A 20,865-nucleotide genomic window follows, 5' to 3' on the forward strand; every position below is an offset into this window, starting at 1 on the left:
AAGAAAAAGTGTACGAAATTATTCGTTAAACAGGTGGGGAAGGATGAATCGATCATGAAAGCAATCGTCTTATTCGACGGAGAATGTAATCTCTGTGACGCGAGTGTCCAGTTCATTTTGAAACGAGACAAAGGATATCATGATTTTGCTTCGTTGCAAGGGGAAACAGGACAAGAAATCGTCCGTCGTCATCATCTTCCGGAAACGATCGACAGTGTCGTTGTGATTGACCGGGGTGTACCCTATATCAAATCAGATGCAGCGTTACGGATTGCCCGTCATTTAAAAGGTGGATGGCGTCTGTTGAGTGTGTTTCAGATTGTTCCACGTTCACTTCGAGATCGCGTCTATGATTTCGTTGCAAACAACCGTCATCGCTGGTTTGGACAAAAGCAGCAGTGCGCGTTACCGTCTCCGGAGACGCGAGCTCGATTTCACGACTAAAGATGAAAAACCGCGACGAATCGGTCGCGGTTTTCTTTCTGTTCATTGGTTGGTCACATGCAACCAGTGACAACTTGGCAATGGATCGCCGAGGAAACTTAATCCTAAATCATGGGCTTGGTGGATTGTTTCAAAACAATCGTCTCCCTCATCCAGATACACTTCATGATGCGGTGATTGGAGGTGTGTTCCTGCGATACGCCAAAGATTTGAACGGTGTGTCACCGTTATTTCGTAGTCGATGTTTGGTGAGACGACGAGCGGATTACCAACAGAATGATGAAGCGTATATCGAGTTGGTGATTGATGTGATAAATAGACTTGCTGTGTCGAAGCGACATCTTCTCGATATAACTGATGACGAGCATCAAAAGAGCGAGTAGGATTTGCTTGTTTTGATAGTTGATGAGTGGTTTCACCATTACATGTCAGGACCTCTGTAAAGGTACGATACTCTTTAGAAAAAGGCGAATATTGTCGCGCATCGCCTTCGAAATAACGATGCGGAGAAAACGGATTCGGGTTCATGAGAATCGGAGGAGCAATGAACGTTAGTACACGCAATCGGTATGAAGAAACCTTCGTATGTGAAGCGGATAGCGGGTACAAAGAAAAATAGAGCACGAATTGTTCAAATTCCCGTTCTCGGTCTTGTTCTTGTTTTATCTGATTCGTAACGCGGGCGAACGTCTCGATAATACGTGCGAACGGCATCGATTTTCTAGAAATGGGACGTAACATCCGGATTTCGAAACGTGTAAACTGTTCAGGGTCAATCGTTCCTTTCCATTCGGGTGTTGTAGTTTGACCTAATCGATGCTTATCTTGAAATATCGAATAATGCGATACCTCTGGAATTTCACCCCATAATAGTCGGACAGCATGATTTTGTTGAATCAGGACAGTCACTTTTCGGTTCCAGAACAAATCATCCGTACTTGAAACAAGAGCCGTGACGATACGTGTCTTCGAATCTGAATCAATCAGTTCGAACGACAAAGGCTCATATAAAGGGAGTACATCCGTTTGATAGGTATTCGAGTTCTGAATGAAACAAGGTATACCGTTTAAGAAGAGTCGGACGTTACTTGTTCCTTTCCAGGTGAGACAAACGGTTTCTCCGCTTTGTTTGATTTGAATGTGATTGATGTCAATCATGGGACTGATCGCTCCTTACACGAATTATGAAAGAAAACCCCTTCCGCTTCAGGATCAGAAGGGAAGGGGAAACGTCATAGTAATCCTTTTGCGACCTCTAGCTTTTCTTGATCGTGTTTTAATTGTTTTTTCAAGTCATGCGCGTGATACATATCGTGATCAATCATGTATCCGGCGATCGCAGCGTGAGTCTGAATGGCTTTATTCAGTTGTTCGGTCAAGACTTTCCGCACATCAGGAGAAGCCGTTTCCGTAATTGCGACAGCATAAGCACGGACAAGTGATTTGCTGCTGATCAAGAAGTCTGTCGCAATCAACTCGTCGCGTTTTTTACTAGGACGGTTGATGGATTGGAGAGCTTCATTCATGAGAACCGCCTCCTTCATGATCTGCCAATAGCTTTTGTAAATCGTTTAATGCTTGTTCGCTATCTTTGATGTCTTGAGCAATCAATTTTTCAAGCGTCTCATCTTTAACAAAAGAACGAACAGCAACAGCTTTAACGAGACAGGCTTGTTTCATCGTCATGATTTCATGGATTTCGAGTGTTTCATGGATTGCAAGTGGTGATTTAGCCATCGGTCTCACTCCTTATCATGTAACATCCGTTTGACAGTATCTTTAACGTTTTGCATTCCTGTTTTTTCTGCTAGGTCGTGGTGAAGTTTGTGTGCTGGTACCTTCATATTCGGAATATTTCCTTGTGGTGCAGGGTTTTCTAGATGAACGAATTCACCGGTGCCATCTTGTGCTTCCCCTTGAGCCCAGCGACCTTCTTTTGAAGCTGTTCCTTCCGATAGGTCCCAGAACTCATAAGCATGCGGTTGCGCTTCCATCTCATCTTCCGGTGCGAAAGTAGCAGGCACGACGACGCCGTTTTTCGTTTCCAGCTCTTCGATCGCAGCCATCCATTGATACTGGTGATAACGATCGCGAGCAAGCATCTTACGGAATGTAGCACGCACGCCTTCATCCGTCGTCATATGATAGAGACGGGCGACTTGAAGTCGACCTTGTGATTCAGCATGTAGGTTCGAGCGCATATCTGCCAATAAGTTACCGCTCGCGACGATATAGGATCCGTTCCACGGAATGCCGTTTGCGTTTGATGGCAGTCCACCGAGACCGCTAACTAAAAGATGCTGTGGATTCATACCCCCGAGAATTGCTGCCGTCGCTGGATCTTTGGCAGCTTCTGCCTGATCATCCGGTGACGCCCCGTCGAGCAATTGAGAAATGAGGGAACATAGCATTTCAACGTGCCCGATTTCTTCCGTCCCGATATCCATCAGCATATCCTTGTACTTTTCTTCACCTCGACAATTGAAGCCTTGGAAAAGATATTGCATCATGACCGTCATCTCACCGAATTGTCCACCGAGTACCTCTTGCACGGCCCGAGCGAGTTTTGGATCGGGTCGATCAACCTTGACTTCGAATTGTAATTCTTTTTGATGGCGAAACATGAAAAGAACCCCCTTTTAAGTTTTAAACATATATGACTTACACATGTTATATACCTTAATCGGTTCCTTTCAAACCTGTTTACCTTATTTTTCGATATGCTGAGGTGAACGTTCAATCAAAGAATGATTTATGAACAAGTTTGGGATAGTGCCAAGGCAGTATTTCGTATGCAGTTTTAAACGTTTCAAAAAAATAATGCAATATCGTCATTCCCCCTCCATCAAGCTTAAACTTGAGGAGCAATCAAGAGCTAATGTCGAACTGAGAATTTCTAAAGCATGATCTTTTGCAACGGCGGTTTCTGCTGCCGTACAGTCTGCAGGAACATGAATGGCATATTCTCGCATGTAGGCATCGTTTGCAGTAAATAAGATACACATATCCGTCGTTAGACCGGTGATGATAAGACGTGAGACATCCAAATGCTTTAATAAAATATCAAGTTGGGTCCCGAAAAAACCTGAATGTTTTGGCTTGATGATGAAGTAATCGTTCTCTTCTGGGTGCATTGTCTCGATGAGTACATCTCCAAGACCACCGCGGCACTCATCTATGATTTGATTGACATTTTCCTGCCAAAGACCAAAATTGTCATTGACGTAAATCACCGGGATGTTTTGACGTTTACAATGTTGTTTTAATTTTGAGAGTGGTTCAAGGACAGGGAGCGTTTGTTGCAATAACTGCTCAGCTCCTTCAAAATCCATCTTATTGATGACATCGATGATCAACAATGCTGTATTTTCTTGAACAGTCATGGCGGACTCCTCTCATAAAAAAGTGATTAAATAATGATAAGGTGAATAGAGCTGGGCTTTAGAGATAAAAATCTCAGAAGGGGAGGCTGATTCACGGGCTCCCCGGACATCAATTAAACAACGATAGATGAGGGATTCCAACTCTGCGATGAAATCTGGGTATTGATATAAAGCGTCATTCAGCAGTCTTTTGCGGTGATCTTCCATCAAGACGATGCAGGGGTTGGTCTCTTTCAATGCCATTGCACTGAAGACAGTTTTTTGCTGTTTAAAATCTTGATTCAAACAGCGAACGATTTGATTTAAATCAGCTTCCACGTTCTTCACTTCCTAGTTGTAGATTATTCATACTGTTCTTATACATGTTATTGGTTGTGTTCCACTCTTCATCACGAGGTAAACGGATAAAAAAGTCGGATCCCTTTCCGATTTCTGAATGAACGGTGATACGTCCGCCATGTGCCTCAATGATTTCCTTACAAATCGGTAAACCGAGACCTGTTCCTTGAACTTGAAGGTGGTCTGCCTGTTCGACGCGGTAATAGGGATCAAACAGATAGGGAAGATCTTGAGTTGGGATACCATATCCCTCATCGCTAATGGTGATGACGATTTCAGATTCACAGCACGCTAGCGAGACTTGGATATTTGAATCAACGGGAGAATATTTTATCGCATTATTCAAGATGTTTAATAAGACTCTCCGGATTTTTTCTTGGTCAGCCGTGATCAGACAAGGTCCGTCGGTTTGGATTTGTAAATGATGCGTCGATGTCGAAACGTTCAACCACTCGGTTAACTCAATGAGCATACGTTCAATACAAAATGATACCAAATGATAGGATTCTTTTTGATGACTAAGTCGCTGATAATCTAGGAATTCGGTTAATAATTGGCTGAGTCGCTGCGTCTCACTTCGCACGGTCTCTAAGTATTTGCGCTGCTTTGAAGGAGACAATGTCCGGTGTAACATCAGTTCGCTAAACCCTTCAATGGAGGCAAGCGGCGTTCGTAGCTCATGAGATAAAACCGAAATGAAGTTTTGCTCTTTTTTAGCATGGTTGACTTCAATTGTGCGTTCACGAAAAACAAATAAAATACCTTGACGATCGGGCAAAAATTCTGTGTAAAGTCGTACATGACGATCATCTGGCATTGAGAAATCCTGAGCCGGAACGATTGATGCATGCTCGAAGCCTGCTTTGATTTGTTCGACATATACATGCAACGCATCTGTTTCGAGAATCAACGGTTCGAAGGCTTCGATAACGAATGCTAAGTTTTCAGATTGTTTTTCAGATGGTGACCAGTTCGGGAACAATTGATGGAACATGTGATTCGTAAAGATATTTGTGTTCGTCACATCGACGAACAATATAGCTTCTCGAAGACCATTTAAAATGCGTTGAATTAATTGATGGTGATCTTTTATACGGATGTCATCAAGCAACCGCATCAACCCGATATTCAATAAATGTGTCGTTTTCTGAAGTGCGATAGTCTCGGTGAAACGATGATGAAATTGTAACGTCAATGTACCGATGAATTTTGACGGACTGTGTAATGGGAGAGCACACAACGTCAATTGTTCTTCCTCAATTAGATGGATCGATGTATCTAGCTCGGTCTTGGCTTCTAACTCTAGCCGTTCTTGGTCATAAGTCGGTTCGTCTGATAGTGCGATATGGACAGCTTCAAAACTTTCCGACTGTGGTGAAAAAAAGATATGCGTCGCCCGAAAATGACTACCGATTGCTTGTAGCCACGTGTGAAGACCTGTCATTGATTGATGACGTAAAATTTGAGTAGCTAACTGGTTTTGAAATTGAAGTTGTCGCTCAATTATTTTTTGTTGATAGAAAGACTCTTGGAGTTGTGAATTGACAGCTTGCGTTTGCTGGTGTTCAAAGGCGAGCAACGTTGTCATTTGTTGCATCGATCGCCCAAGTGTACCAATCTCATCGTGACGGTTCTGAAAATCGTTCTGCTCCAATCGGTCAGGGTGTTTCGTTTGATCGACGAGGTCAAGTAAGTCCGTTCGAAAAGACCGCACAAGTCTTAAAATCAAGTAACTGAGAAGGCAAAAAGCAATGATCATCACACCAAAGGCGTAGCGTAAAACTTCAACGGTTCTTTGTTGTAGTGATTGTTGTGCTTTTCGCTCTTCATTATGAATCAATCGAAAGTAGTCATTGATAGCGGAGTCAGATTGTTGAACCAGCTTTTGATTATCCGTGAGTACTTGTAAGGTGAGTTCCAGTTCTAAAAATCTTGAAAATTGAACAAGTTGACGCGTAAAGCGTTCGTCTGATGGATCTGAATAACGTTGATTAAATGATTGAACGTGTTGTTGTAAGCGTTCCAACCGCTGATTGACCTGCTTAAGATCGGTTTGATCATTAAAGTCGATTTGTTGGACTTGAAGATTGACTTGTTGTGCTTCATTCCATAGTGTGCGAGCTTGCGTTTTTTGTGATGTGATCTTCTGTGATGAAGTTCGGTGTTGCTCCAGCTCTTTTTGAGCAAAGTAGAATGTTAAGACGCCGATGCTTGCAAAAATCAAGAAATTCGAAAACAATAGGATATAAAATCGATGGAACAGACTTGATGAAAGCCACTTCATGACTAGACCTCTTTCTAAAAAGATATATAAACAAACAATAAAAATACATGTTTAAAGAAATCTTATCATAGACATTAAACATTCTGCATGAATTGCTTCATCGATTAAAATATCATTTTGCCTTTTTCCGAAAAAATCCCTAGATTTTGACACTTCATATCCTTTAAGATAAACGATATACATATGTGCAAAATCACTCGACATGACACTTCAAGCCATACTATTGATTGTGAAAATGAGTAAGCTTCTGTACTATGTTTATATAAAGGAAAGAAAAAGAAGGTGAAATGGATGAAGATGACTCGCTCTACGGACTATGCCATTCGTGTGCTTATTTTCGCAGCGTCGCATCCGAATCGGCTCGTACAAATTCAAGAAGTGGCAACCCATTATGATATTTCTAAAAATCATTTGATGAAGATTGTCCATTCATTGAGCAAGTTTGGTCTCATCATTTCCGTACAAGGTCGTAATGGTGGATTCAAATTAGCGAAATCGCCAGAGACGATTACGTTAGGAGAAATCGTTCATTTATTTGAAGAAGTATCCTATCTTGAAAATGTGACCGTTCCCAATAAAAATGGTAGTTTGCAAAACACACGTCAAGCGTTCGATCAAGCATTCATGTCCTTTACGGACGCGTTGCAGGCATACACGTTACAAGATTTAATCGCGCCGACGATGAACGACTGAAGAAAGAGTCAGAGAGGGATAGATGATCTCTGACTCTTTATCCGTGTACATATTCAAGTCATGCAGATTTTTTATCAGATCATCATGTTAATTATGATTAAAACTAGTATCTTTTATGTTACTATAAACAAGATTCGGACGCTATTCGAATCTTAATTTTGAAACAAAAACATGTACACTTTGTACTTGTTTTTGTGGTATAACTTTACAGGAAGGAGGGGATATTTCCAATTCACCTGCTTGATTTTTATACAGGACTCTTACTGTCCATTCAGATAAAGGATTAAAGGCATTCGTCCATTGATCCACGTAAAAGGGAGGGTTTCGGTATGTCCGAAATGACCATCGAAATGTTCGTTCACTTCATTCAACACTTAGTGCATTCTCCACGATTCATCGTCCAGCGTCATCATGAATATGAGGACGCCTACATTTTTGAAATTCGTGAGTTGAATTTATCGCGTGTCTCAAAAGCCGTATTGCTTCATAAAACAGTTGATCTTCTTCATGAAAAAACGTCAGAAGATACACGCGAAACGTTGACAAATGAACTGGTCACTCTATCACAAAAGACATTATTGAAGTCAGATACGATTGCTACACTTAATGTGGAGTCTACAATAGAAGGGTCATTGCATCTTATATTTTCGGAAGACAAAAAGATCTGGTTTTCTGGCATTCTTGATACTGAAGAGGCGATCAATCGGTTCACAGAACGTTTTCAAAGCGTCATAAATGATGATCGAACGTCTTATTAAACAAAGCAGGTCGAGCCACATCAGTGGTTCGGCCTGCTTTTGTCTTACCCTGTACAGAGCATCAAGACGTTGCCGTCGGGATCTGCAAACGTAAAGTAAGCAAAATTATCGAAACGTTCGATGTCACGAATGATGGGTGCTTGTAGTGATAAGACGAACTGATAGGAGGCATCGATGTCCGTCGTATAAAAATTAAATAAGGCATGAGGGGAGGGATGATGTTGGTACGTTGCGTCATTCGAATGATCATCAAGCGTCAAACTCGTTGGACCTTCGAGTGGGAGATTATAAACAGGTGACGAGACGCGCGATGCATCAAACGGGAGCTGTAGTAACTGATGATACCAAGCGGCGGCACATTTCACATCCTGAACATGCAAAAAGACAGCGTTCAAGCGGGGCGCAATAAGGTGGGTCGAAATTGACATGAGCATCTCCTCCTTTGTTTTCATACATGTTCCTTTCGATAACCACCTCTTAATTCCTTCAATCCCTATAAATGGAATATGGTATGATATATCAGGAAAATCATTTACGAATGGGAAAGGAATGATAATATGGAAACCATCATCTGTACGACGTGTGGTGTCGAACAAATTAATCCGCAACGTGAAACGTGTCCGATTTGCTTAGAGGAACGACAGTATGTCAATCCAACTGGTCAAACGTGGACGACGCTCGCTGCCATGCAAACGTCAGGAACATATCAAAACGTCATTAGTGACGACGGAGCAGGCGTCTATGCGATTCAGACGACACCGGCGTTCGGTATCGGTCAGACGGCGTATCTTGTCCAAGGAAAATCGTTCAACCTGTTATGGGACTGCATTACATATCTTGATTCAACAACGAAAGAGCAACTTGAGAAATTAGGCGGAATTCAGGCGATTGCTTTATCACATCCGCATTATTACGCGACACAAGTCGAATGGGCGGAGACTTTTGACGTGCCGATCTATATTCATGAAGATGATGCATCGTTCGTGACGCGACCAAGCGAACGCATCGTCTTCTGGAGTGGTGAACGCTTGGAATTGGCGGAAGATGTGATGTTACATCGCGTCGGTGGTCACTTCAAAGGAGCAGTCATCTGTGAACGAAAAGACGCATCGGCGGGGCTATTGTTGACAGGGGACATCATTCGGATCGTTGCCGATCGGGCATGGGTCAGTTTTATGTACAGCTATCCGAATGTGATTCCGCTTCCGGCAAAGACGGTCGCGCGAATAGCAGAAACGTTACGTCCGCTTCACTTTGAAAAATTATATGACGCCTTTCATCGGAAAATCGAAACCGGCGCGTCTGAGGCAGTAGCACTCTCTGCAGAGCGGTACATTGCTGCCTTGAACGGGGACTGGTTCACGACATGAAGTCGCGCTTGATCGTCATTCGCGGGAATTCTGGTAGTGGAAAAACGACGCTTGCCAAAGCGTTACGATCGGTTTTACCGGATAGCATCCTGTTGTCACAAGATGTCATCCGCAGGGAGATGTTGAACGTAAAAGATGGACCAGGAAATCCGGCGATTCGCTGGATCGAGGAGTTGGTCGGACTTGCTGACGGACGCCACGCGACGATTCTGCTGGAAGGCATTCTTGCACAGGACTGGTACGGTGAGATGATTGACCGGTTGGAACGTCGCTTTACGTCACGTTACGCGGCGTATTATTTTGACGTCTCATTCGAAGAAACTATTCGTCGCCATGCGATGCGCCAGCCGACGGAGTTTTCTGAGACGGATATGAAACGCTGGTGGATTGATCGGGATCACCGCCCAACGGATCGTCTGATTGCTGAGGATACATCGATAGAAGCCATGATTCAGAAAATAAAACAAGAGCAAAAAGGGGAGAGCGAATGACACACTACATTTTTGACATGGATGGAACGTTGTTTCAAACGAATGCCGTGCTGGCGCATGCGCTAGAAGATGTCTTTCATGAGTTGCGTCAGACGGGGAGCTGGGAGGGAGAGACGCCAGTCGCCCTCTATCAGCAGATCATGGGCGTCTCGTTACCGGAAGTCTGGCAGACGTTACTACCGGACTTTTCAGCCACAGACCAACAGGCTGCGGATCAAAAGTTTCGACGTAGCATAGAGCAGGCAGTCAAGGCGGGGCATGGTTGCCTATATCCGGGAACGGTCGAGTTGCTAAGTCGTTTGAAACAAGCGCGTCACTCCGTTTATATCGCCAGTAATGGGTGGCCGTCCTACTTGTCAGCGATCGTGACGACATATGGACTCGAATCCTATATCGATCATGTCTATAGTATCGAAGACATCCGTTCCGGTGATAAATCAGCACTCGTACGGGAGATTTGTAAGACGCACGACATCTCGTCAGGCTACGTTGTCGGTGACCGCTTATCTGATTTCAAAGCGGCGCATGCGAACGGACTGGTAGCAATCGGTTGTCAGTTCGATTTTGCGCAAGAGCAGGAACTCGCAGTCGCGGACCGCGTCGTAAAAGAGTTGAGTGCTGTTTATTAAAAAGAGCCGTCTTCTGTGGAAGACGGCTCTTACTTATAGCGATTATTCTGCCCACCAGAGAGCATCGTCTGGTTTCTTCGCGATCGACGCGACTTCTTTTTCACTCGATACAGTCGGATGCGACCCTTTCAGTGCCTTACCAGCTGTATTCTTAAAGAAGAAGAAGAACGTGACGAAGCCGATGACGCTGACTGCTGTTAAATAGAAAGCAGGAGCGAGCGGGTTTTGTGTCGTATGGACGAGCCACGTCGAAACGAGTGGCGTCGTTCCACCGAAGATCGAGACAGAGACGTTAAACGTCACGGATAGCGTCCGGTAACGGACATCCGTATAGAAGATACTCGGTAGAAGACTTGGCATCGTTCCTTCAAAGATCGCCAAGAAGAAGCCAAGGATGAAGATTCCGATCCCGACGAACAAGAGTGGTTTAAGACCAATCAAGAAGAACGACAGGATTGAAAGCAACGATAGTCCGGCTAACGCGAAAAGAACGATATTGCGATTGCCTTTTTTGTCACTAAGCTTCCCGAAGAAGTAAGCGAGCGGAATCATGATCACCATGACACCGGTGATGAGAATCGTGCTTGTCGAACTTGACATGCCGATGACTTCATCGAGGTACGATGGCATGTAGGACAAGAGCATGTAGTTCGTAATGTTGAAGAAGGCGACAGCGATGAAACAAACGATGATATCACGTTTGTGGTCACGCAGGATTTCGCGGAATGTCGCGGGTTCTTCTGTATTTTCATTGATCTCATTTTCGAAGATCGGTGATTCATCCAAGTGACGACGTAAATAGAGACCAAATAAACCGAGTGGTGCCCCTAGAATGAAGGGAATTCGCCATCCCCAAGATGCCATTTGATCATCCGATAAGGTGACAAAAAGTGTTGTAGCAAGTAATGAAGCGAGAATATATCCACCGAGTGTACCGATTTCAAGTCCACTTCCGAGAGCACTTCGTTTGTTATCTGGTGATGACTCAGCGATGTAGACCATTGCACCGGCGTATTCACCGCCAGTCGAGAATCCTTGTAAAATACGTGCTAACAATAACAGAATCGGTGCCCAAATTCCGATTTGATCATAGGTCGGTAATAGTCCAATGATGAGCGTCGAACCAGCCATCATAACGATTGTCGTCGTTAAGACGACCTTCCGCCCGAGTCGATCTCCAATTCGCCCAAAGACGATTCCGCCGATTGGTCGCATTAAAAAAGCGATCGCAAAGGTCGCAAACGTAAAGACGAGCTTCAGTTCATCATTTTCGACAGCGCTAAAGAAGTTTTGACTGATGATGATTGCGAGATAGGAATAAAGACCAAAATCGAACCATTCCATCGCATTCCCAATTCCGGTCGCGTAGACACTTTTTTTGGTTTGCTTCATGTCAACGACATTGACTTTTTCTTTTCTGAATTTCATAAGTTCTGTTCACTCCCTTTAATAAGTTCGTATCGTACCATAGCAGGAAATGAAGTCAAGTTGCTAATGTGCTTAACCACTTGAAAATGATTGAAAATGGCTCTGTGCCTGGAGTTGTCAAACCGTTGCGACTCTAAGGACAAACAAAGGTGTGCATTTTTTATGAAAAAAATTGAAAATTTTTTGGGTGTTTTCATAAATTCGAAATAATTTTCATGTGTTTTCACAACGAAAAAATCAGTAATCCGTCTTTAGGATGAGGGTAAGAAAACTATATTTTGGTAATTTTAAAATGAGGGTGGAAAGTAAAGGAGAATGCTTATGAAAAATAAATGGATCGCCATTATATGTCTTGGGCTCATTGTAGTCGTCGGTGGTTGGTATGCTGGATTTCAAGAATCGAAGGTATCCAGTTTTCCAGTGCCACGATTTGCTACGGCAGTTGAAAAACAAGGTGAGTGGAAAATCAAAACGCGTCTTGTCTCGGAAACCGATGGACCGGGTCTACTCTATGGAACTCGGATTCGCCAAGCCGGTTGGAAAGAACTCGATCGTGAAGGAGCGACAGCATGGTATGAAAAAGACAGGAAAGTGATTGCCTTGACGACGTTTGATGGGGAACTGTATCTCGAGAAATCGAGTAAAGAAGAGATCGTTATTTAAAGCATGCGATTATTTGTAAAATGGAACGGATGGAGTCTGTTTTTCGCCTTGATGCTCTTTCTTCCTGTTGAGATGACATTAAACATTGAACGTATTATCCGCATAACGGGAACATCATATCAGTTTTTTTACCTAATGGATTTTCTATTGATCACGGTGTGTATGATCCTATTCTTTACACCTATTCGTCTGATGCAGGGGATAATAGTTCGAAGTCGACTTACTTGGTCGTTTTCCTTTAGTTGGATACCGTATTTTGTCTTCATGTCGTATGCATTGAGTCAGTGGTTCCCAGTCATGTATCCTACTGATTTTCCGAGCCCAGTTCTTGGCTTATTATTGATTGTCGTTTTAGCGATTTATCCGTTTTGTATATTAATTTTAGTTAGTTTCTTAAAAGAAAAAGCGAAATCCGATGCAACGTCTTCAGTAAAATGAAGACGATCATCAGACTTCGCTTTTTTACTTTTTTCGTTTGTTAAAGATATAGTCCGTTTGCCTGAACGACGAATTGTGAATGTTCATAGTGGTATGTGATGACGGAATAGTCGAACGGACGACCGTTCGTCAAATGAAACACCGTCTCGATCGTCATGGCAGGATCGCTCTCGGTGAGATCCAGATGACGAGCCGACTCAGCGCTTAACTTCCCGACGTGCATGTACATATCCGAGAACCCGATATTCAATTGGAGTGCCGTCTCTAAGTATTCGAAGATTGACTGCTCGACGATTTCACGATTTAAGTAAGGAACGATTGATTGGCGATAGTAAGACTCTTCGAGACAGAGGATCTTGCCGTCGATGTAGCGGATTCGCTTAACGTAATAAACCGTCTCACCTGCCTCGATCCCGAGATTCTTCGCGATGTTATTCGTTGCAGACATTGATTCGAGTGCAAGAACGGTCGACTCAATCGTATGACCGACGAGATTCTGCTTGAATCCTTGGGTCGAGAACAGACGAATGTAGCCGGTGCGATTCGTCTTCCGGACAAAAATCCCGCTTCCGCGGACTTGAAAGATGATTCCTTTTCGTTCGAGTAACTCAAGTGATTTTGTCATCGTCGTCTTACTGACGGCGAACTGCCGGATCAACTCTTCAAGAATCGGTAGTTTGTCCCCTTGTTTCAACTCATGTTGTTCTATGTACCGTTCGATTTCATCAGCCGTCTGTTGGTATTTCAGCATAGGACACCTTCTTTTCTTGCGAACTTTTTCTTTCTTTAGTATAGCATAAGCCTTCTGTTGATTAATAACATGTTAAATTTAATTATTTATGTATTGATTAATTGTGCATGTACAATTAAAATGAAAGGGTATTCAAGCGTCATATTCAGGGGAGGGACACGATATGGGCAAGGTTCGCGATTATCAACAATTGGCGCATTCGATATTAGAAGCTGTCGGTGGCGAAGACAACGTCATCAGCGCCGTCCGATGTGCAACTCGACTTCGTCTTGTCTTGAAACGATCGGATTCGTCAGCTAAGGAAACAGTCAGTGCACTACCTGGCGTCATTACGGTCGTTGAGTCTGGCGGGCAGTTTCAGGTCGTCATTGGTCAACACGTCGGAGAAGTCCATCAAGAATTTTTGAAGCTCGTCGATTTGGAGCAACCAGAAACGGAAGAGGCGCCGAAAGGGACGGTCCTCAACCGAATCATTGCGACGATGTCAGCCGTCTTTGCACCGTTCGTCTACATCTTAGCTGCAGCGGGGATTCTGCAGGGAACTTTGATTTTGACGACGCTCGCTTTTCCGGCATTTGCGAAGACAGGTACTTATGAAGTCTTCAGCTTCATCTCATGGGCACCATTTACGTTCTTGCCGATTTTCATTGCCATCACGGCAGCGAATCATTTTAAGGTCAACGCCTTCATCGCGGTCGCCTGTAGTGCGGCACTGGTCAGTCCAACATGGGCAGATATCGCAGCACGCATCACTGCCGGTGAATCCATCACGTTCCTAGGAATCGCTTTATCCGGTACGACGTATACGTCATCGGTCTTACCGCCATTATTCCTCGTCTGGATTTTGTCCTATGTTGAGCGATTCCTGAACAAGACGATTCATGAAGTCATTCGTCCGTTGTTCGTTCCATTCTTCAGCATGGTGTTGATGGTGCCGCTTACGATTCTCTTGATCGGACCGATCACGACACTTGGTGCAGAAGGGATCGCAAACGGGTATAACTACTTAGCGGAGAATGCTCCTGCGGTAGCTGGTCTCATCATCGGTGGCTTCTGGCAAGTCATCGTTATCTTCGGTGTCCACTGGGGTGTCACGCCGATGGTGCTCGCAAACTTTGAGCAATATGGTCGCGACTCGTTCCAAGCCTACCAAACGATTGCTGTCATCGCCCAAATCGGTGCTGTCATCGGGGTCATCTTGAAAGCACGTAACAAAGAAACGAAAAAAGTCGGGGTTTCAGCCGGACTGACAGGTATCTTCGGTATCACGGAACCGGCTATCTATGGGGTGACGCTCCGTTTTAAAAAACCGTTCATCTATGGCTGTATCTCGGGAGCAATCGGCGCTGTCACGGCAAGTTTCTTTAAACCGTATTACTTTGCCTACGCCGGATTACCGGGACCATTGACGCTCGTCAACGGCATCGATTCCGACTATCCATCGTCGATCATCGGCTTATTGATCGGAACGGCGATTGCCTTGATTCTACCGATCGTCTTGATTCAAGTGTTCGGTTTCGGGGAGCAGGCTGCTCCAGTCGTAGCACCTGAAAGTACAGCGACACCAGTTGCAAAACAGGAAGTCAGCGCAACTCTGACAAACGAAGAGACGCTTCGCGCACCACTTGAAGGAAAAATCGTTGCTTTATCAGATGTACCGGATCCTGTCTTTGCTTCCGGTGCGATGGGACAAGGGGTAGCGATTCGTCCGACGAACAACCGGGTCACGGCTCCGTTTGACGGTACCGTCGTCATGGTCGCCCCGTCAGGTCACGCGATCGGATTACGCTCGACGAGTGGTGTCGAAGTCTTGATCCATGTCGGTCTTGAGACCGTGACGCTCGACGGTAAACCGTTTACGCTTCACGTCAAAGAAGGCGAATCCGTGACGACAGGCGATCTACTCGTAACGTTTGATGCGACAGCGATTGAAGCGCATGGACTTGAGACAATCACGCCAATCATTATCACGAACACGCAGAGTTATGCGCAAATCCTACCGACGGACGAGACGGTCACGACGGCAAACACAGAAATCTTGACGATCATCAAGTAAGAGAAATAGAAGGAGGACATGAAGATGAAGACATTACCAAACGATTTCTTATGGGGCGGTGCGTTAGCAGCGCATCAATTCGAAGGCGGCTGGAACGCTGGTGGAAAAAGACCGAGCGTCGTCGATGTATTGACGGCAGGGGCGCACGGTGTCGCTCGTCGCATCACGGATCAAGTAGAAGAGGATGAATTTTATCCGAACCATGAAGCGATTGATTTCTATCATCGTTATAAAGAGGACATCGCGCTGTTCGCTGAGATGGGACTGAAGTGTCTCCGGACATCGATCGGTTGGAGTCGGATTTTCCCGAACGGGGACGAGACAGAACCGAACGAAGAAGGACTGAAGTTCTATGATGACGTCTTCGACGAATTACTGAAATACGGCATCGAACCGATCATCACATTGTCGCACTTTGAGATGCCACTCCACCTCGCACGTGAATACGGTGGATTCCGAAACCGAAAAGTAGCGCTGTTCTTCGAAAAATTCGCGGAAGTCTGTTTCACACGTTACAAAGACAAGGTTAAGTACTGGATGACGTTCAATGAGATCAACAACAAGATGGACGTCAGCAATCCATTATTCCTCTGGACGAATTCCGGTGTCCTCCTCGACCCGGAAGAGAACGCGATGGAAGTCATGTATCAAACGGGACACCACGAGTTACTCGCAAGTGCACTTGCCGTCGCGAAAGGGAAAGCGATCAACCCGGACTTCGAAATCGGAGCAATGGTCTCACACGTACCGATCTATCCGTACTCATCGCACCCGGAAGACATCCTGCTCGCTGAGACATCGATGCGTCAGCGCTATTTCTTCCCAGACGTCCAAGTCCGCGGCTACTATCCGTCTTATGCGTTGAATGAGTTCAAACGGGAAGGGTATGATATTCCGATCCTAGACGGTGACGCAGAAATCTTACGAAACGGAACGGTCGATTATCTTGGATTCAGTTACTACATGTCGACGACCGTCAAACATGATGCTGTCGTCAATAACACGGGCAACATCGTCAACGGTGGTCTCGCGAATGGTGTCGAGAACCCATATATCCAGTCGAGCGACTGGGGCTGGGCGATTGATCCGGTTGGTCTGCGCTATGCGATGAATCGTCTGTACGACCGCTATCAGATTCCGTTGTTCATCGTCGAGAACGGTTTCGGTGCGATTGATACGATCGAGGATGGTCAGATTCATGATACAGCGCGGATCGATTACTTGCGTGCGCACATCGAAGCGTTCAAAGCAGCCGTGCTCGAAGATGGCGTCGAATTGATTGGCTACACGCCGTGGGGCGTCATCGACATCGTCTCCTTTACGACAGGTGAGATGAAAAAACGCTACGGCATGATCTATGTCGATCGGGATAACGAAGGCAACGGATCAATGGAACGGATGAAAAAAGACTCGTTCGATTGGTACCGTCACGTCATCGAGACGAATGGTGCTGCGTTATACGGTTCAGAGACGGCAAAATGATGAAGTAAGGGGCAACGGAAAAAATCCGTTGCCCCTTTTTTTAAAGAATTAGAATAAGAAAGAAGTGGGGTATGGCACACTAAGGAAAAAACGGGGGACCGGTAAATGATCAAAAAACGCTATGCCGATCGACGTGACTGGCGTCGCATCACACAACGACACTATGTTCATGAACAGGTAGAAAACGAGGTGTTCAACGGACATGTGACACTCCTTCAACTGATTGAAGTCACTTCACCGTTAGATGTCCGTTATGGTGACGAAATAGTTCGAATCGCTGACGCTGGTTACGTCTGGGTACGTCTGGGTACAACAATTCCCAATCGATGCCCATCATGCCGTGACCTCGATGTATGACGCCACGGGTCAGTTAGTACAAACCTATATCGATATCTGTCTACGTACCGGATTAGAGGACGGACGAGTCTACTGGGAGGATCTGTTTCTCGATCTCATCGCCTTGCCATCGGGACAAGTCTTGTTAGTCGATGTGGATGAACTGGAAGCAGCACGGGAGCAAGGGATTGTCTCAGAAGCGGAATATGCGCTCGCTTGGGTGGAAGCCAAACAACTGCAGAAACAATTACAAGATGGATCTTTTCCGCTCGTCGCACACGCAGAAGTGATGAAACAGCAACTCAAACAGGGAACACCGCGTTGACGGGGTTCCCTGTTTTTTAGGCATGTTGTTCTTCGTTGATCTCGTTCGTTGCGAAATACTGTTGCTTGCGCGGGAGGAGAACCCATCCAAGGAAACAGATCGTCACGATCACGAGGAGACCGGCAAATAGAATCGTACTGAAACGAATCGACCAGATGTCACCGAGCAGACCGATTGCGACGATCGCTAGAATCTGTAGCAGACTGACACCGACACCGTATAGACTCGTAAAGCGTCCCATTAAGTGGAGTGGAATATTCGTCTGTTGGAACGTCAGGAAACCGGTTCCCGCAAATGCGTGGAAACAACCGAGCAACAAGAAACCAGTACAGACGATTGAAAACGAATTCGCACTCGCATACAGCATGTAACCGACGGCGACGAACACATAGCCAATCGTCAGCATCATCCGAACGGAGAGTGTTTTGGCGTAGCGGGCGACGACCCAGCTGCCGGCGACGGAACCGATCCCAGTCAGACTCATCAGTAAACCATAATCGGTTTCCGATAAGCCGATGCTTCGCTGTAAAAAGACGACTTCTTGCGTATCAAGTGCAAGTGTCGCAATCATCATCAGCATCGCGAGGATGTATAATCCGATCACGTAGCGTGCGCTTTTGCTGAACTGATAGACAAGCCGCCAATCGGATATAATGTCTTGCAGCCGCATCCCTCGTTCGACCGAAGCGGTAAAACGCGGCAAGCGCATCAGCAGGACAGCTGATCCGAGAAACGAGACAGCGTTGAGCCAAATGGCAACATCAGCAGAAGTAACATAGAGCAGTCCTCCAGCGAGAGCCGGACCAATCAAAAAGGCACCTGACGTGATCAGACTACGATAGGCATTAAACGACGTCCGATCGTTTTGTGGAACAAGCGTCGTGATGTAGGTCAACGTTGCCGGTTCAACGACCGCTTTGATGATGGCTAAGGCGATCAAGTCGATGTAAAGCAACGATAATGGTAGAAATGGCATGATACCGATTAAGAAAGCACGCAACACATCAGTCTGAATCAACAGTCGACGTAAGTCGGATCGGTCGACCCAACCTCCTGCGAACGACTTGATGACGAGAGATACGACTGGACTGATGATCCACAGGGCAGCAACGGCTGACGCTGAGCCGGTCAATCGATAGATATATACGTTGATCGCAACGAGATAAATGAAGTCACCAAACTGTGAAATACCGAGCGCACTTAAGAGCGTTCGTTCCCTAGAAGACATGACAACACCCTTTCTTACATCATTTTCCAATAGTATACCAGAAAATTCTGATAACGTTTTCGTATATCTCTATACTTTTTATAGAAGAGTGGGTATACTTGGAAAAAATCAAAGGAAGAAGGGTTCAATCATGTTAACGACCATCGATTTATATCAAGCTTTGCCTGTACTTGAAACGGAGCGACTCCGTTTGCGACCGGTTCGCACAGAAGATGCAGCAGATATCTATGCCTACACGAAAGATGAAGAGACGGCGCGATATGTCAGCTGGCATGCGCATAAAAGCCTCACGGATTCTGAGCAATTCGTCGATCACATCCTTCGCCAATACGAACTAGGGAATCCGGCACCTTGGGCGATTGAAGACAAAACGAACGGACGAGTCATCGGAACGATTGATTTCATCAAAGTCTCGTTTGAGCAACAGCAAGCAGAACTCGGTTATGCGCTGTCGCGCGATTACTGGGGGAAGGGTTTGATGCCGGAAGCAGCAGCGCGTCTCGTACAGTACGGTTTTGAGACACTCGGACTCGAGCGCATTCAAGCCCGTTGTTTTGTTGCAAATGATGGATCTGCTCGTGTCATGGAAAAGATCGGTATGACGTTCGAAGGAGTCTCGCGGAGTGCTTTATTCGTTAAAGAGCGTTTCTGGGACTTAAAGATTTATGCGATCACGCGCAGTGATTATGAAGGAAGGTAAGCGATGGGTTCACGACTGATGCATGCCTACATCGGACAACGATTGATTACGTTACTTCCGGAACTAGACCCTGCTCGATTCCTTATAGGTACGATCGCTCCTGATGCACGCCATGACGAGAAGGAGCAAGCCCACTATTATACGGGTGAATTAGCGAACGGGACACGAACAATTGACTACGAAGCATTTTGGAGAGACTCGACGTCTTGGGATCCATCTTTTCGAATTGGCTATTACGTCCATCTGATAGCAGACGATATTTGGTTACGCGGATTTTATATGACCTGGTTGCGGCAAGCGATCATAGCCGACGCCTCGATCGGTTCAAGATATCATGATGATTTTAGGCGGTACAATACACGCATCGCTCCGTTCGTGAACTGGAATGAACAAGCGATCAACGGAGCGCTTCACGAAGTGAGTGTACAGTCGAGGTGGAAAGCACTTCCACAATTTGTTAGCGAGGTAGAAGAGGACCGACGAACCGTTCTGCCACAAGAATATGATATCTTGTTGCCGCATCAATTGGACGGATACATCGAAACAGCGATTGAACGTTCCTTCCATCACTTAGGTGAAAAAGGGCTAAAGATAGTTCTGGTCAAAGAATCATCTCCGAATCATTGAAATGACCCATTTGACGATCCCGAATAATATGTAGCAGCATCCGTTCAACAGACCAATCCACATCAGGTTAATCAGACTTTCTAAACCTTCAAACCAATCCATGACTGGTGTGACGAATAAAGCGAATACAAAAAGTACCATGACGGTCCAACTGACGGTTGGAATCAGGAAGAGAATTGTTAAGCCAGCGACTATAGCTGGTACGATTCGTTTATGGACAAGATAGATCGCTGCCATGATCAACGATAAAATATAGATTACAAACGCAATTGAAAATAATTGCGACATAAAATCACCTCCGAATAACAATAAGACGAAGAACGCATCCATTTAGATTAGGATGCGTTTTTCTATGTTTATTGTAAGATGTCTTGAAAATAATCGTATGAATACGGTTGAACAAAAAGAAAATCGATTTTTAAATTTTAATTCAAAGCAAA

General features: G+C 45.1%; 25 protein-coding genes. 13 read left to right on the top strand and 12 right to left on the bottom strand.

What is annotated here, in order from left to right:
- Positions 1–54 precede the first annotated feature (54 nt).
- Entirely contained in the window at positions 55–444 is a 390-nt protein-coding gene (locus KNQ18_RS05665; protein WP_055968395.1) for a thiol-disulfide oxidoreductase DCC family protein, read from the top strand.
- Positions 445–486: 42 nt separating this feature from the next.
- Here the strand turns inward: KNQ18_RS05665 and KNQ18_RS05670 are convergent, their stop codons facing one another.
- The 7 genes from KNQ18_RS05670 to KNQ18_RS05700 form a co-directional block, all read right to left on the bottom strand.
- On the bottom strand, positions 487–1,602 hold the full coding sequence (locus KNQ18_RS05670) for a hypothetical protein (protein ID WP_055968393.1): 1,116 nt from the start codon (positions 1,600–1,602) through the stop codon (positions 487–489).
- Positions 1,603–1,676: 74 nt separating this feature from the next.
- A complete protein-coding gene (locus KNQ18_RS05675) occupies positions 1,677–1,970 on the bottom strand; it encodes a spore coat protein (RefSeq protein WP_029341888.1) in 294 nt (97 codons plus the stop codon).
- A complete protein-coding gene (locus tag KNQ18_RS05680; protein WP_055968392.1) occupies positions 1,963–2,181 on the bottom strand; it encodes a hypothetical protein in 219 nt (72 codons plus the stop codon). Before KNQ18_RS05680 ends, KNQ18_RS05675 begins: the two co-directional genes overlap by 8 nt.
- Positions 2,182–2,186: 5 nt before the next feature.
- A complete protein-coding gene (locus KNQ18_RS05685) occupies positions 2,187–3,068 on the bottom strand; it encodes a manganese catalase (protein ID WP_058264888.1) in 882 nt (293 codons plus the stop codon).
- 207 nt (positions 3,069–3,275) lie between these two features.
- Positions 3,276–3,827 (bottom strand): cysteine hydrolase family protein, encoded by a 552-nt coding sequence (locus KNQ18_RS05690; RefSeq protein ID WP_149427520.1) that lies wholly within the window; start codon positions 3,825–3,827, stop codon positions 3,276–3,278.
- A gap of 12 nt (positions 3,828–3,839) precedes the next feature.
- A complete protein-coding gene (locus KNQ18_RS05695) occupies positions 3,840–4,145 on the bottom strand; it encodes a hypothetical protein (RefSeq protein WP_133207422.1) in 306 nt (101 codons plus the stop codon).
- The gene (locus tag KNQ18_RS05700) at positions 4,135–6,450 is read right to left on the bottom strand and encodes a HAMP domain-containing sensor histidine kinase (RefSeq protein ID WP_149427519.1); all 2,316 of its coding nucleotides are present in this window, start codon (positions 6,448–6,450) and stop codon (positions 4,135–4,137) included. Before KNQ18_RS05700 ends, KNQ18_RS05695 begins: the two co-directional genes overlap by 11 nt.
- A 291-nt stretch (positions 6,451–6,741) precedes the next feature.
- Between KNQ18_RS05700 and KNQ18_RS05705 the strand changes: the two genes are divergently transcribed.
- Together KNQ18_RS05705 and KNQ18_RS05710 are read left to right on the top strand one after the other, a co-directional pair.
- The gene (locus KNQ18_RS05705; protein WP_047394819.1) at positions 6,742–7,143 is read left to right on the top strand and encodes an RrF2 family transcriptional regulator; all 402 of its coding nucleotides are present in this window, start codon (positions 6,742–6,744) and stop codon (positions 7,141–7,143) included.
- 329 nt (positions 7,144–7,472) lie between these two features.
- On the top strand, positions 7,473–7,901 hold the full coding sequence (locus KNQ18_RS05710; RefSeq protein ID WP_058703992.1) for a hypothetical protein: 429 nt from the start codon (positions 7,473–7,475) through the stop codon (positions 7,899–7,901).
- Between the two features lie 44 nt (positions 7,902–7,945).
- Here the strand turns inward: KNQ18_RS05710 and KNQ18_RS05715 are convergent, their stop codons facing one another.
- On the bottom strand, positions 7,946–8,329 hold the full coding sequence (locus KNQ18_RS05715) for a VOC family protein (RefSeq protein WP_244290037.1): 384 nt from the start codon (positions 8,327–8,329) through the stop codon (positions 7,946–7,948).
- Between the two features lie 129 nt (positions 8,330–8,458).
- Between KNQ18_RS05715 and KNQ18_RS05720 the strand changes: the two genes are divergently transcribed.
- Genes KNQ18_RS05720 through KNQ18_RS05730 form a run of 3 tightly spaced genes read left to right on the top strand, consistent with a single transcriptional unit; the run spans position 8,459 to position 10,391 of the window.
- Positions 8,459–9,271: an MBL fold metallo-hydrolase gene (locus KNQ18_RS05720; RefSeq protein ID WP_214805082.1), complete on the top strand. Its 813-nt coding sequence runs from the start codon at positions 8,459–8,461 to the stop codon at positions 9,269–9,271.
- Positions 9,268–9,762 (top strand): AAA family ATPase, encoded by a 495-nt coding sequence (locus KNQ18_RS05725; RefSeq protein ID WP_214805081.1) that lies wholly within the window; start codon positions 9,268–9,270, stop codon positions 9,760–9,762. The genes KNQ18_RS05720 and KNQ18_RS05725 overlap by 4 nt, the downstream gene beginning before the upstream one ends.
- On the top strand, positions 9,759–10,391 hold the full coding sequence (locus KNQ18_RS05730) for an HAD hydrolase-like protein (RefSeq protein WP_214805080.1): 633 nt from the start codon (positions 9,759–9,761) through the stop codon (positions 10,389–10,391). Before KNQ18_RS05725 ends, KNQ18_RS05730 begins: the two co-directional genes overlap by 4 nt.
- 42 nt (positions 10,392–10,433) lie before the next feature.
- Here the strand turns inward: KNQ18_RS05730 and KNQ18_RS05735 are convergent, their stop codons facing one another.
- Positions 10,434–11,819 carry an MFS transporter gene (locus tag KNQ18_RS05735; protein ID WP_058713244.1) on the bottom strand — a complete coding sequence of 462 codons (1,386 nt, stop codon included), beginning with the start codon at positions 11,817–11,819 and terminating at the stop codon, positions 10,434–10,436.
- Between the two features lie 321 nt (positions 11,820–12,140).
- Here KNQ18_RS05735 and KNQ18_RS05740 point away from each other — a divergent pair, with 321 nt between their 5' ends.
- A complete protein-coding gene (locus tag KNQ18_RS05740; protein ID WP_214805079.1) occupies positions 12,141–12,482 on the top strand; it encodes a hypothetical protein in 342 nt (113 codons plus the stop codon).
- Positions 12,483–12,960: 478 nt separating this feature from the next.
- On the opposite strand, the gene KNQ18_RS05745 is transcribed toward KNQ18_RS05740, so the two are convergent.
- Positions 12,961–13,671 carry a GntR family transcriptional regulator gene (locus KNQ18_RS05745; protein WP_214805077.1) on the bottom strand — a complete coding sequence of 237 codons (711 nt, stop codon included), beginning with the start codon at positions 13,669–13,671 and terminating at the stop codon, positions 12,961–12,963.
- Between the two features lie 163 nt (positions 13,672–13,834).
- Between KNQ18_RS05745 and KNQ18_RS05750 the strand changes: the two genes are divergently transcribed.
- The 4 genes from KNQ18_RS05750 (at position 13,835) to KNQ18_RS05765 (ending at position 17,870) form a co-directional block, all read left to right on the top strand.
- A complete protein-coding gene (locus KNQ18_RS05750; protein ID WP_214805074.1) occupies positions 13,835–15,727 on the top strand; it encodes a beta-glucoside-specific PTS transporter subunit IIABC in 1,893 nt (630 codons plus the stop codon).
- A 24-nt stretch (positions 15,728–15,751) separates the two neighbouring features.
- Positions 15,752–17,209 carry a 6-phospho-beta-glucosidase BglA gene (bglA, locus tag KNQ18_RS05755; RefSeq protein ID WP_215084022.1) on the top strand — a complete coding sequence of 486 codons (1,458 nt, stop codon included), beginning with the start codon at positions 15,752–15,754 and terminating at the stop codon, positions 17,207–17,209.
- 105 nt (positions 17,210–17,314) lie between these two features.
- The gene (locus tag KNQ18_RS05760) at positions 17,315–17,566 is read left to right on the top strand and encodes a hypothetical protein (protein ID WP_215084024.1); all 252 of its coding nucleotides are present in this window, start codon (positions 17,315–17,317) and stop codon (positions 17,564–17,566) included.
- Positions 17,559–17,870 (top strand): DUF402 domain-containing protein, encoded by a 312-nt coding sequence (locus KNQ18_RS05765; protein ID WP_251133300.1) that lies wholly within the window; start codon positions 17,559–17,561, stop codon positions 17,868–17,870. The genes KNQ18_RS05760 and KNQ18_RS05765 overlap by 8 nt, the downstream gene beginning before the upstream one ends.
- Positions 17,871–17,886: 16 nt before the next feature.
- On the opposite strand, the gene KNQ18_RS05770 is transcribed toward KNQ18_RS05765, so the two are convergent.
- Positions 17,887–19,098 (bottom strand): MFS transporter, encoded by a 1,212-nt coding sequence (locus tag KNQ18_RS05770; RefSeq protein ID WP_214805070.1) that lies wholly within the window; start codon positions 19,096–19,098, stop codon positions 17,887–17,889.
- Positions 19,099–19,228: 130 nt separating this feature from the next.
- Between KNQ18_RS05770 and KNQ18_RS05775 the strand changes: the two genes are divergently transcribed.
- Positions 19,229–19,798: a GNAT family N-acetyltransferase gene (locus KNQ18_RS05775; protein WP_214723420.1), complete on the top strand. Its 570-nt coding sequence runs from the start codon at positions 19,229–19,231 to the stop codon at positions 19,796–19,798.
- A gap of 3 nt (positions 19,799–19,801) precedes the next feature.
- On the top strand, positions 19,802–20,425 hold the full coding sequence (locus KNQ18_RS05780; RefSeq protein WP_215084027.1) for a zinc dependent phospholipase C family protein: 624 nt from the start codon (positions 19,802–19,804) through the stop codon (positions 20,423–20,425).
- On the opposite strand, the gene KNQ18_RS05785 is transcribed toward KNQ18_RS05780, so the two are convergent.
- Positions 20,408–20,713 (bottom strand): hypothetical protein, encoded by a 306-nt coding sequence (locus tag KNQ18_RS05785; RefSeq protein ID WP_215084029.1) that lies wholly within the window; start codon positions 20,711–20,713, stop codon positions 20,408–20,410. The two genes, KNQ18_RS05780 and KNQ18_RS05785, sit on opposite strands and share 18 nt — an antisense overlap.
- Between the last annotated feature and the right edge of the window lie 152 nt (positions 20,714–20,865).

The organism is Exiguobacterium sp. s78, assembly GCF_018618985.1.
GTDB classification, from domain to species: Bacteria; Bacillota; Bacilli; order Exiguobacteriales; family Exiguobacteriaceae; genus Exiguobacterium_A; species Exiguobacterium_A abrahamii.

What these genes read in the sequence shown, in the direction of transcription:
- KNQ18_RS05665 (WP_055968395.1), top strand. Translation starts at nt 55, where the DNA reads ATGAAAGCAATCGTCTTATTCGACGGAGAATGTAATCTCTGTGACGCG.
- KNQ18_RS05670 (WP_055968393.1), bottom strand. Translation starts at nt 1,602, where the DNA reads ATGATTGACATCAATCACATTCAAATCAAACAAAGCGGAGAAACCGTT.
- KNQ18_RS05675 (WP_029341888.1), bottom strand. Translation starts at nt 1,970, where the DNA reads ATGAATGAAGCTCTCCAATCCATCAACCGTCCTAGTAAAAAACGCGAC.
- KNQ18_RS05680 (WP_055968392.1), bottom strand. Translation starts at nt 2,181, where the DNA reads ATGGCTAAATCACCACTTGCAATCCATGAAACACTCGAAATCCATGAA.
- KNQ18_RS05685 (WP_058264888.1), bottom strand. Translation starts at nt 3,068, where the DNA reads ATGTTTCGCCATCAAAAAGAATTACAATTCGAAGTCAAGGTTGATCGA.
- KNQ18_RS05690 (WP_149427520.1), bottom strand. Translation starts at nt 3,827, where the DNA reads ATGACTGTTCAAGAAAATACAGCATTGTTGATCATCGATGTCATCAAT.
- KNQ18_RS05700 (WP_149427519.1), bottom strand. Translation starts at nt 6,450, where the DNA reads ATGAAGTGGCTTTCATCAAGTCTGTTCCATCGATTTTATATCCTATTG.
- KNQ18_RS05705 (WP_047394819.1), top strand. Translation starts at nt 6,742, where the DNA reads ATGAAGATGACTCGCTCTACGGACTATGCCATTCGTGTGCTTATTTTC.
- KNQ18_RS05710 (WP_058703992.1), top strand. Translation starts at nt 7,473, where the DNA reads ATGTCCGAAATGACCATCGAAATGTTCGTTCACTTCATTCAACACTTA.
- KNQ18_RS05715 (WP_244290037.1), bottom strand. Translation starts at nt 8,329, where the DNA reads ATGTCAATTTCGACCCACCTTATTGCGCCCCGCTTGAACGCTGTCTTT.
- KNQ18_RS05720 (WP_214805082.1), top strand. Translation starts at nt 8,459, where the DNA reads ATGGAAACCATCATCTGTACGACGTGTGGTGTCGAACAAATTAATCCG.
- KNQ18_RS05725 (WP_214805081.1), top strand. Translation starts at nt 9,268, where the DNA reads ATGAAGTCGCGCTTGATCGTCATTCGCGGGAATTCTGGTAGTGGAAAA.
- KNQ18_RS05730 (WP_214805080.1), top strand. Translation starts at nt 9,759, where the DNA reads ATGACACACTACATTTTTGACATGGATGGAACGTTGTTTCAAACGAAT.
- KNQ18_RS05735 (WP_058713244.1), bottom strand. Translation starts at nt 11,819, where the DNA reads ATGAAATTCAGAAAAGAAAAAGTCAATGTCGTTGACATGAAGCAAACC.
- KNQ18_RS05740 (WP_214805079.1), top strand. Translation starts at nt 12,141, where the DNA reads ATGAAAAATAAATGGATCGCCATTATATGTCTTGGGCTCATTGTAGTC.
- KNQ18_RS05745 (WP_214805077.1), bottom strand. Translation starts at nt 13,671, where the DNA reads ATGCTGAAATACCAACAGACGGCTGATGAAATCGAACGGTACATAGAA.
- KNQ18_RS05750 (WP_214805074.1), top strand. Translation starts at nt 13,835, where the DNA reads ATGGGCAAGGTTCGCGATTATCAACAATTGGCGCATTCGATATTAGAA.
- bglA (WP_215084022.1), top strand. Translation starts at nt 15,752, where the DNA reads ATGAAGACATTACCAAACGATTTCTTATGGGGCGGTGCGTTAGCAGCG.
- KNQ18_RS05760 (WP_215084024.1), top strand. Translation starts at nt 17,315, where the DNA reads ATGATCAAAAAACGCTATGCCGATCGACGTGACTGGCGTCGCATCACA.
- KNQ18_RS05765 (WP_251133300.1), top strand. Translation starts at nt 17,559, where the DNA reads ATGTATGACGCCACGGGTCAGTTAGTACAAACCTATATCGATATCTGT.
- KNQ18_RS05770 (WP_214805070.1), bottom strand. Translation starts at nt 19,098, where the DNA reads ATGTCTTCTAGGGAACGAACGCTCTTAAGTGCGCTCGGTATTTCACAG.
- KNQ18_RS05775 (WP_214723420.1), top strand. Translation starts at nt 19,229, where the DNA reads ATGTTAACGACCATCGATTTATATCAAGCTTTGCCTGTACTTGAAACG.
- KNQ18_RS05780 (WP_215084027.1), top strand. Translation starts at nt 19,802, where the DNA reads ATGGGTTCACGACTGATGCATGCCTACATCGGACAACGATTGATTACG.
- KNQ18_RS05785 (WP_215084029.1), bottom strand. Translation starts at nt 20,713, where the DNA reads ATGTCGCAATTATTTTCAATTGCGTTTGTAATCTATATTTTATCGTTG.